At 74.1% G+C, this 10307-nt stretch carries 4 protein-coding genes and 1 other RNA gene; 1 reads left to right on the top strand and 4 read right to left on the bottom strand.

Going from position 1 to position 10307, the window contains the following annotated elements:
- Window positions 1-137: 137 nt before the first annotated feature.
- Window positions 138-553: RNase P RNA component class A (gene rnpB, locus ACFUUZ_RS25250), an RNA gene on the bottom strand.
- Window positions 554-589: 36 nt separating this feature from the next.
- On the opposite strand from rnpB, the gene ACFUUZ_RS25245 reads away from it, so the two are divergent.
- Window positions 590-1477, top strand: coding sequence for an alpha/beta hydrolase (locus tag ACFUUZ_RS25245; RefSeq protein WP_378700282.1), 888 nt, complete (start codon window positions 590-592; stop codon window positions 1475-1477).
- Window position 1478: 1 nt separating this feature from the next.
- On the opposite strand, the gene ACFUUZ_RS25240 is transcribed toward ACFUUZ_RS25245, so the two are convergent.
- The 3 genes from ACFUUZ_RS25240 to ACFUUZ_RS25230 all read right to left on the bottom strand — a co-directional run bounded on the left by ACFUUZ_RS25240 (window position 1479) and on the right by ACFUUZ_RS25230 (window position 10153).
- Window positions 1479-1742, bottom strand: coding sequence for a hypothetical protein (locus ACFUUZ_RS25240; protein ID WP_378700280.1), 264 nt, complete (start codon window positions 1740-1742; stop codon window positions 1479-1481).
- On the bottom strand, window positions 1739-2716 hold the full coding sequence (locus ACFUUZ_RS25235; protein ID WP_378700278.1) for a YihY/virulence factor BrkB family protein: 978 nt from the start codon (window positions 2714-2716) through the stop codon (window positions 1739-1741). The genes ACFUUZ_RS25240 and ACFUUZ_RS25235 overlap by 4 nt, the downstream gene beginning before the upstream one ends.
- Window positions 2717-2860: 144 nt before the next feature.
- Window positions 2861-10153 (bottom strand): amino acid adenylation domain-containing protein, encoded by a 7293-nt coding sequence (locus ACFUUZ_RS25230; RefSeq protein ID WP_378700276.1) that lies wholly within the window; start codon window positions 10151-10153, stop codon window positions 2861-2863.
- Window positions 10154-10307: the final 154 nt, after the last annotated feature.

The raw sequence follows: 10307 nt of genomic DNA, 5'->3' as shown, positions 1-10307 counted from the left end.
GGGCGGGCGCCGGCCATTTTTGTTTAAACCCCCCGGGGCCCCCCCCATATCCCCGTGGTAACCTTTGGGGCCAGCACCCCGGCCCGGGGGACCCGGCGGGGCCCCGCCCGGTTCCGGGCGGGCCACGGCAGGCCGAGCGGGCGAGCCGGCCTGTAAGCCGGATCCTGTCCCCGGTTCGCACCGGGGGGCGGCCATCCATCTGGACACACCGTCGCCGGGTGCCTCGAGCGGTCCACCCGCAGGCTCGGGCGAGCAGCCCTCGAACACCTGCGCAGCCGCACCGCGAGCGGTGCGGCCTTCGACCTTGCTCCGGGCGGGGTTTACCGAGCCGCCCCGGTCACCCGGGGCGCTGGTGCGCTCTTACCGCACCGTTTCACCCTCACCACACGGCCCCGAGGGGCCATGGGCGGTCTGTTCTCTGTGGCACTGTCCCGCGGGTCACCCCGGGTTGCCGTTAGCAACCGCCCTGCTCTGCGGAGTCCGGACTTTCCTCGGCGGCGGGCAGCGGCACCGAGGTGCCCGTTCCCACCGCCGCGGCCGCCCGGCCGACTCGCCCGCCGCTACAGCGTACTCGGTACCGTGATGTGCCATGGAACGTGTCGAGGTCAGCTTCCCGTCGGGCAGCGATCACTGTGCCGCTTGGCTCTACCGCCCGGACGGCGCCCCGAAGCCCCGCCCGCTGGTGATCATGGGACACGGCCTCGGGGCCAATCGGGAGATGGGGCTGGACCGGTACGCCCGGCGCTTCGCCGCCGCCGGGATGGGGGTGCTGGTCTTCGACTACCGGCACTTCGGGGCGAGCGGGGGGACGCCGCGGCAGTGGCTCAGCATCGGCAGGCAGCGCGACGACTGGCGGGCGGCGATCGCCTTCGCGCGCACCATCCGGGGCTTCGACCGCACCCGGATCGCGCTGTGGGGCACCTCCTTCGGCGGCGGCCACGTGCTGACCGTCGCGCCGGAGGACAGCTACCTGGCCGCGGTGGTGGCGCAGGTGCCGTTCACCAGCGGCGTCGCCGCCGGGCTGCGCAAGGGGCCGATCAGCCTGACCAAGGTGACCACGGTCGCGGTGACCGACGCGCTGATCGGGCCGGTGCGGCGCAAGCCGATCGGGATCCGGCTGGGCGGGCGCAAGCGGGCCGCTGCGCTGATGAGCGCGGCCGACGTGCCCGCCGGGTTCGGCAGGCTGGCCGAGGAGAGCGAGCGCTACCAGCCGAAAGTGGCGGCGCGGGCAGCCTTCTCGGTGCTCTTCGACGCGCCGGGGAAGCGGGCGAAGAAGCTGCACATGCCGGTGCTGTACACGGTGGCGGACAACGATTCGGTGGCGCCGGTGAAGCCGACGCTGCGGGCCGCGGAGCGCACCAAGCACGCGGTGGTGAAGCGGTACCCGGTCGGGCACTTCGACGTCTACTTCGACGATGTCTTCGAGCAGGTGGTGCGGGACCAGACGGACTTCCTGGTCTCGGTGCTGCGGCCCTGAACTACCGGTGCCTGCGGAAGATCCGCCAGGTCACCAGCCCGGCGACGGAGCCGAGCAGCACCTTGGGCACCCAGGGGCGGCGGGTGGGGTCGAGCGCGGCGGTCTGCCCCCGCTGCACCAGTTCCTCGGCCTGCTCGCGGATCTCGCCCGCGCGCTCGGCCGCCACCTGCACCGACTCGTCGGTGTGGTCGGCCCCGCTCGCGCGCACGTCGGCGGCGATCTCGGCGATCCGCTCCTCGCCGGGCGTGCTGTCGTCCCTGCTCATGGCTGCTTCTCCTTCTGGTTGTCCGGGATGTCGCGGAGCGGGAGGAAGGGCTCCTCGTCCGGCGGCAGCCCCTGCTCGATCCGCCTGCCGCGGGCGATCTCGGCATTGAACTCGGCGCCGAGCAGCACCGCGATATTGGTGATCCAGAGCCAGACCAGGAAGATCACCGCGCCCGCCAGCGAGCCGTACACCTTGTTGTAGGAGCCGAAGTTCGCCACGTAGAGCGTGAATCCGGCGGAGGCGACGATCCACACCAGCACCGCGAGCACGCTGCCGGGCGTGATCCAGGTGAAGCCGGGCTGCTTGGCGTTCGGCGCGGCCCAGTAGAGCAGCGCGATGGCCAGGCTCATCAGGATTGCCAGTACCGGCCACTTGAGGATGTCCCACGCGGTCACCGCGGCGGAGCCGATGCCGAGCCGGTTGCCGACCCACTCCGCCACCGAGCCGGTGGCGACCACGCCGAGCGCGACGATGCCGAGCAGCGCGACCATGGCCGCGGTGAGCCCGAGCCGCACCGGGACGGTCTTCCAGATCGGCCGCCCCTCCTCGACCTCGTAGATGGCGTTGGCGGCACGGATGAAGGCGCCGATGTAGCCGGAGGCGGTCCAGAGCGCGGTGGCGATGCCGATGATCGCGAGCGGGCCCGCGGCGGACTGGCTGTTCTGCAGCTCGTTCACCGCGTTCACCAGCAGGTCGGTGCCGCTGCCCGGCCCGAGCTCGCGGATGGTGTCGATGAGCTCGCCGGTGGCGGTCGGGCCGAGCGAGCCGAGCAGCGCGGTGAGCACGATGATGGCCGGGAAGACCGAGAGCACGCTGTAGTAGGTGAGCGCGGCGGCCCAGTCGGTGACATTGTCCCGCTGGAACTCGCCGACCACCCGCTTGAGCACGCCCCACCAGGTGCCTCTGCGCAGCACCCTCGGGCTCCCCGACCAATCGATCGGGCGGAACTTCGCGCGCATCGCCACATCCGGCATGGTTCACCTCCCGGTCTCCGAGGTCGGGTACCCGGGGTCCGGTGCAGCAAACGGCGGGTGGAAGCCGCTGCGCGGCAGCGGCTTCCACCGGTCACCGGGGGCGTGCGGCGCCGGTTGCCCCGCCGCGCCGCACATACCCCCTGGTCAGCGGCGATCCGCGGCGGCGAGCACCTCGTTCAATCGGGCCGCGACCTCGGCGACGTGCGGCTCGACCATCATGTTCAGGTGGTCGCCCGGCACCGGCACCACCTCGAAGGCGCCGCCGGTGTACGGCGCCCAGCCGTTGTTGTCGCTGTCGAACATGCTGCCGACCATGCGGTGCGCGAAGTCGACGCCGGGCGGCAGCTCGCCCTCCGCGCGCAGCAGCGTGATGTCCCGGTCGACCGGGGTCAGCTCGTACTCCAGCAGCGCCACGTAGTTGGCGTGGAACACGTCGTAGAGCCGCCGGATGGCCTGCGGCGAGCTCTCCGCGGGCAGGATTCCGGACTCGATCGCCTCGGCGAGCACGACGTCGAAGAGCGCCTCGGCGCCGCGCACCTCCGGCTCGAACTCGGTCAGCACCGCCTCCTCGCCGCGGGCATACCAGATCAGCTCCAGGAAGAACCAGCGGATCAGCTGCTCCTCGGCGATCTGCTCCCGGTGTTGCAGCCTGCGCAGCGCCATGGTGTCGAGCAGCGTGACCCCGGCGACCTCGGTCGCGGGCAGCTGCCGCGCCATCTCCAGCGCGACGGTCCCGCCGAAGGACCACCCCGCCAGGTGGTACGGGCCGTTCGGGCGCACCCGGCGGACCGCCTCCAGGTAAGCGGCGGCCATGCCTGCGATCGACTTCTCCGGCGTGCTGCCCGGCTCGGCGCCCGCCGCCTGCAGTGCGTAGACCGGCCGCTCCGGGTCCAGGTGCCTGGCGAGCGCCAGGTAGCAGAGCACATTGCCGCCGATCGGGTGCACCAGGAAGACCGGCGCTTTGCCCCTCCGCTCGGCGGCGGGCACGGTGATCGGCACCAGCGGGTCGAAGGTGCGCCGCACCGAGCCGGAGCGCAGCAGCGCGGCCAGCCCGGCCGCGGTGGGCGCGCCGACGAAGGCGTCCAGCGGCACCTCGGCGCCCCAGCGGCGGGAGAGCCCGAGCACCACGCGCATGGCGCCGATGGAGGTGCCGCCCGCCGCGAAGAAGTCGTCGTCCGGGCCGATCTCGCGCAGCCCGGCGAACTCGGCGAGCAGCTCGACCGCGCTGCGCTCGTACTCGTCGCTCGGCTCGCGCCGCTCGCCCGCCTGCTCCGGCGCGGCGGCGGCCAGCGCGCGCAGCGCGGCGTCGTCCCGCTTGCCGCTCGGGGTGGTCGGCAGCTCGGCCACCCAGGTGAAGCGGCTCGGCACCATGTGCGCGGGCAGCACCGCGCGCAGCTGCTGGCGCAGCGCGCTCTGGTCGGTGACGGCCGGGTCGCCGACCAGGAAGGCGATCAGCGCGCCGTCGATGCCGCCGTAGCCGCGCGCGACCACGGCCGCGTCGGTGATCCCGGGGAACCGGTCCACCAGCGCGTGGATGGCGATCTCCACCTCGGCGGGCTCCACCCGGAAGCCGCGGATCTTGACCTGGCTGTCGCTGCGGCCGAGGCAGACCACGTCGCCGGTGTGCAGCCGCAGCCCGAGATCGCCGGTGCGGTACCTGATCGCGCCGCCGTGGCCCGCGACGAAGCGCTGGGCGGTGAGCGCGGGGCGGGCGTGGTAGCCCTGCGCGAGGGTGCGCCCGGCCAGGTACAGCTCGCCGATCACGCCGTCCGGCACCGGGCGCAGCGCGAGGTCGAGCAGCTCCACCGAGTCACCGGGGACCGCCCGGCCGATCGGGGGAAGCGCCGGGTACTCGGCGGCCGGGCCGCGCAGCGCGAAGGTGGTGGCGACATGCGATTCGGTGGGGCCGTACTGGTTCTCCAGCAGCAGCCCCGGCACCGCCGCGCAGAGCGCGCGGATCTCGTCGGTGATGCGCAGCTGCTCCCCCGACGACACCAGCACCCGCAGCGCGGCCGGGAAGCGCTGCCGCGCCACCGCCGCCTCGGCGAAGGCCTGCAGCGCGACGTAGGGCAGGAAGAGCCGCTCGATCCCGTCCTCGATCACGGTGTCGAGCAGCTGCTCCACGTCGGCGCGCAGGTCGGCCGCGCTGACCCGCAGGGTGGAGCCTGCGGCCAGCGTGCTGAAGATCTCCTGGAAGGAGACGTCGAAGCTGAGCGGCGCCAGCTGCAGCGTGCTCGCCGGGCCGAGCCCGGACGCGGTGCGGTTCTGCCACTCCACCAGCGCGGTCAGGCCGCGGTGCGGCATGGCGACGCCCTTCGGCTCGCCGGTCGAGCCGGAGGTGAAGAGCACGTAGGCGACGGCCTCCGGCGGCACCGGGGGTAGTGGCGGCCCGGCCGCGGGTGGCGCCGGACGCCCGGCCTGCGTGCCCGCCGCGGCCGACGGGGCGGCGGCGGGCAGCGGCGCTGCCCCGGTCGGTGGGGCGCCGGCAGGCAGCGAAGTGCCCAGGGCAGGCGGCGCGGCGGCGGCGAGGACCGCGGCGGCGTCGAGGACCAGTGCGGGTTCGGCGACGATGGCGGCGTGCTCGGCGTCGGCGATCACCCGGTGTGGGCGCGCCCGGTCGATCATCAGGTTCAGCCGGACCGGCGGGTACCCGACGTCGAGCGGCACGCAGGTGACCCCGAGCCGGGCCAGCGCGAGGACGAGCAGCACCAGCTCCGGGCGGCGGTTCATCAGGATGCCGACCCGGTCGCCGCGGGCGATGCCAGCGGCGGTCAGCCCGCGGGTCAGCGCCTCCACCCGCTCGACGAGCTCGGCGTAGGTGATCCCGCCGGTGTCGCCCGCCAGCGCGACGGTGTCCGGGTGCAGCGCGGCCGCCTCGAACACCAGGGTGCCGACATCGCGCGCGGTGGCGGGGCCCGCGACGCCGTACGGGTCGGCGACGATGCCCTCCAGCATGCGCAGCACGGTGCGCGCGACGGTCTCGCACTGGTCGCCGGTGAGCCCGGCGTCGCCGTCCACCCGCAGCCACTGCCTGCCGTCGCGCGGGTCCGCGGCCACGGTGACCAGCAGCTGGAAATTGGTGTCCTCGCGGGCGTCGAGCTCGCCGATGCGCACCGCGTCCGAGCCGAGCAGCGGGGCGAGCAGGTGGTAGTTGACGTAGTTGAAGGCGGTCTCGAAGACCGGGCCGCCCTCGGCCAGGATGGCGCGCAGCGGGTACCGCCGGTGCGGGTAGGCGGCGCGCTCCCGCTCGGCGATCCGGAGCACCGCGTCCAGCCAGGTGGTCGCGGTCGCCTCCAGCCGGATCGGCAGCGTGTTGAGGAAGAGCCCAGCGACCCGTTCGGCACCGGCCCGGTCCGGGCGGCCGTGGCCGACCACACCGGTGGTGACGTCCGGACGGCCGGTCAGCACCCGCAGGCTCAGGCAGTGCGCGGCCAGGTAGACCGCCTTCTCCGGCACCTGGTGCGCGGCGGCGAAGGCCGCGACCCGCTCGGCGAGCGCGCGCGGCACCAGCGCCCGCGCCCGCGCCGGGGCGGCGCCCGCGGGCTGGTTGGCGCGCAGCGGGATCAGCGCGGTCGGCTCGGCGCCCGCCATGCTTTCGCGCCAGAACTCGCGCGCGGCCTCGTCCTGCGCGGCGACGGTCTCGGCCCGCGCGTACTCGGCGAGCACGGTCGCCGGGTGCGGCTCCGGGTCGATCGGGGCACCGCCGCTGCCGATCCGGTGCAGGTAGTCCTGCAGCAGCTCGAGCACCGCGGTGGCGACGCTCCAGCCGTCGAGCAGCGCGTGGTGGAAGCTGAGCACGAAGTCGAGCACGGTGCGCTCGCCGGTGGTGTCGCGCAGGAAGACCCGCGCCTCGTGCAGCGGGGCGACCGCCGGGTCGTAGTCGGCGTGGCTGCGCTGCCGCACGTACTCCTCGACCGCGGCGTCGGCGACGTGCCGCTCGCTCGCGGCGAGGTCGACGACGGTCAGCCGGTGCAGCGGGTCGGCGTGCACCACCTGCAGCGGCACCGAGTACCGGCTCAGCTCGAAGGACGAGCGCAGCGCGGGCTGCCTGCGCACCAGCCCCTCGAAGGCGGTGCGGAACTCGGCCTCCCGCCAGGGCAGCTCCAGCCGGTAGCGGAAGACGTCCTTGTAGGTGACCGACCCCGCCCGCTCGATGCTGTGGTAGAGCATGCCGAGCTGCAGCGCCGTGGCCGGGAAGGCGTCCTCGACGCGGTTCAGCGCGGCGCGATCGATGAGCGGCACCGTCTCCAGCGCGGTGGTGACCGGGGCGACCAGCGCCGACGGCCCGGCGGCGACCACATCGGCCAGCCCGGCGATGGTCGGGCGCTGGTAGAAGGCGTCGACCTCGAAGCGCAGCCCGGCGCGCTCGGCGGCGGTGCGCATGCTGAGCGCCAGGATGGAGTCGCCGCCGTGCGTGAAGAAATTGTCGTGCACGCCGATCCGCTCGACGCCGAGCAGCTCGCACCAGACCGCGGCCAGCGCGGCCTCGACGGGGGTGCGCGGCCCGACCGCGGACTCCTGCGCCTCGGCGACCTCGGCGGCCAGCGCCCGCCGGTCCAGCTTGCCGCTGGCGGTGAGCGGGATCCGGGAGACCCGGAGCAGCCTGCTCGGCACCATGTACCGCGGCAACCGCTCGGCCAGCCAGGACTCGATCCCGGCCGCGGTCGCCTCGCCGACGTAGTAGCCGAGCAGGTGCGCGCTGTGGCCGTCGCGCTCGTCCAGCACCGCGGCGGCCCGCACGCCGGGGCAGCCGAGCAGCGCGCTGCGCACCTCGCCGAGCGTCACCCGGTTGCCGCGGATCTTCACCTGGTCGTCGAAGCGGCCCAGGTACTCCAGCGTGCCGTCGACGCGCCAGCGGGCCAGGTCGCCGGTGCGGTAGCGGCGCCTGCCCGGCACCGCGCGGTCGGTGACGAAGGCGGCCGCGGTGAGCTCGGGCCGGTTCCGGTACCCGCGCCCCACGCCGATGCCCGCGATGTTCAGCTCACCCGCGATGCCGGGCGGCAGCCTGCGGCCGTGGTCGTCGAGGACCAGCAGGTCGATATTGTCGATCGGCCGCCCGATCGGCACCACCGGCACCGGCTCCCGGCGCGGCACGTCGAAGTACGAGACGTCGACGGTGCCCTCGGTGGGGCCGTACAGGTTCACCAGCTGCGGCGGCTCGAGGCGGGCCGCGGCGTAGGCGGTGCGCAGCCGCTGGACCAGTGCGGGGGGCAGCTCCTCGCCGCTGCAGAACACCAGCCGCAGCGTGCCGAGCCGGTGCACCGCGTCCCGGTCCGCCTCCAGCTCGTCCAGGAAGGCGGCGAGCATGGAGGGGACGAAGTGCAGCACGGTGACGCCGTGCTGCTGCACCGCGGCCAGGATGCGGCGCGGGTCGCGCTCGCCGCCCGGCTCCAGCAGCGCGACCGCGGCGCCGACCCCGGCCCACCAGAACAGCTCCCACACCGAGACGTCGAAGGTCGCAGGCGTCTTCTGCAGGATGACGTCGGCGCCGGTCAGCGGGTAGCGGCGCTGCATCCAGGCGAGCCGGTTGACCACGGAGCGGTGCTCGATCTGCACGCCCTTGGGCACGCCGGTGGAGCCCGAGGTGTAGATGACGTAGGCGAGCCCGGCCGGGTGTGAGCGGTTCTCCACCCCGCGCGGCAGCGGCCGCACCTCGTCCGGCGCGATCCGGGTGACCCCGAGCCGCCGGTACACCCGGTCGTGCTCGGCGTCGGCCAGCACGAAGCGGGCGCCGCAGTCGCGCAGCACCGTCTCGATCCGGGCGGCCGGGTAGGCGGGGTCGAGCGGCACGTAGGCGCAGCCCGCCCGGACGATGCCGTGCACCGCGGCCAGCATGGCGGTGGAGCGGGGCAGCACGACGGGCACGCAGTCGTCGCCGGTGGCGCCGAGATCGGCCAGCCTGGCGGCGATCCCGGCCGCGGCGGCGGCGAGCTCGCCGTAGCTCAGCAGGTCGGCGCCCGGCTCGGCGGGCAGCACCGCGATCCGCTCCGGACCGGCCTCGACCTGCTCGAGCAGCTGCCGGTCCAGCGTGGTGTACGGGAACTCGGCGCGCGGGCCCGCCTCCCAGCCCGCGATCCGCTCGGCGGTGCGGGTGCCGACCAGCGGCAGCGCGCCGATCGGCGTCTCCGGGGCGGCGAGCGCGGCGGTGAGCAGCGCGCCGAACGAGCTCAGCGCGGACTCGATCCGCAGGTGATCGTCGAAGACGTCGGTGTCGTAGAGCAGCTGCAGCGTCACCGAGCCGTCGCTGCCGCTCTCCGCGACCACGATGCTCAGCGCCTCCTGGCCGGGGCCCGGGTTGAGCATGGCGCACTTGGCGAGCAGCTCCTGCACGTACGGCGCGTCCGGCAGCTTGGTGAAGGAGTAGGAGACGTCGTAGAGCGGCGGCGCCGTCGGGTCGGCGGCGAGCGCCTTGGTGAGGTCGCCGAAGGGGAAGCGCTGGTGCCGCTTTCCGGCCTTGATCTGCTGCGCCACCTGCGCGGCGAGCGCGGAGAGCGGCTGCTCGCGGTCGACCCGGACGCGCAGCGGGACGGCATTGGTGCGGTGCCCGAGGGTGCGGAAGGTCTCCGGGGTGGTCCGGTTCAGCATGGGGACGCCGACCACCACCTCGTCGGTGCGGTGCACCGCGGTGAGCCAGGCGGCCAACGCCGCGGCGGTGTAGGCGTAGACGCTGAACCCGGTGGCCCGCACCCGGTCCATGAACTCGCCGGGGATCATCGTGCCGTAGTGGCCGCGCACCACCAGCGGGCGGCCGGAGCGGCCGGGGAAGAGCGCGGGGCGCACCCCGTCCAGGTTCGCGAGCAGGGTGGCGCGGTCGCTCTCGTACTCCGCCGACCCCAGGTAGGCGGCGTCGGCCTCGGCGATGGCGCGGTAGGTGGCGGCGGAGCGGTCGGTGTACTCGGTGACCGGCTCGGGCTGGGCCAGCTGGTCGAGCGGCACGTCGGTCATCCGGTAGGCCGAGTCCAGCTGGGCGATCAGCAGGTTCAGGCCGTAGCCGTCCATCATGGCGTGGTGCACCGAGACGAAGAGGTAGAACCGGTCGGGTCGGTCCACCACGGCGGCCAGCCGGGCCGGGTACTCGGGGGTGTCGGCGGCGCCGACCTCCTGCCACATCCAGCGCTGCCCCGCGGCCTCCGGGTCCGGGTCGCCGGTCAGGTCGGCGACCCGCACCGGCGGGATGTCCTCGCTCACCCACTGCCGGAACTCGCCGCCCTCGAAGCCGAACCGCAGCCGCAGCGAATCGTCGCCGCGCAGCACCCGCTCCCAGCAGGCCTGCAGCCGCGGCAGATCGAGCGGTTCGTCGATCCGGAAACTGAGCACCGCCTGGGCCACCGGCTCCGGCGCCATCCTGAAGGCGACGCCGAGCACGTCCCGCTGGTACGGGCTCACCGGCCAGGTCGTGGCCGAGTCCCCCTGCCCGCCTTGCTTTTCGGTTGTCAAAAGGTCACTCCTCGACGCATTGCGAAATCACGTGCGGCACGACCACCGATGCCATGTCCCCCGGGTGTCGATGATCTGTTCGTCGGTGTGCACTCCGGTGCCGAGTCGTGCCTGGACGCGGACCTGCCATCGGTCGCGGTGGATCGTGGCGCGT

Source organism: Nocardia sp. NPDC057353, from assembly GCF_042667085.1.
Lineage (GTDB): Bacteria > Actinomycetota > Actinomycetes > Mycobacteriales > Mycobacteriaceae > Nocardia.
Note: the sequence above shows the minus strand (reverse complement) of the source record. Positions and strands in the feature narration are given on the sequence as shown.

Coding starts and splice junctions, on each gene's coding strand:
- ACFUUZ_RS25245 (WP_378700282.1), top strand. CDS start 590: ATGGAACGTGTCGAGGTCAGCTTCCCGTCGGGCAGCGATCACTGTGCC.
- ACFUUZ_RS25240 (WP_378700280.1), bottom strand. CDS start 1,742: ATGAGCAGGGACGACAGCACGCCCGGCGAGGAGCGGATCGCCGAGATC.
- ACFUUZ_RS25235 (WP_378700278.1), bottom strand. CDS start 2,716: ATGCCGGATGTGGCGATGCGCGCGAAGTTCCGCCCGATCGATTGGTCG.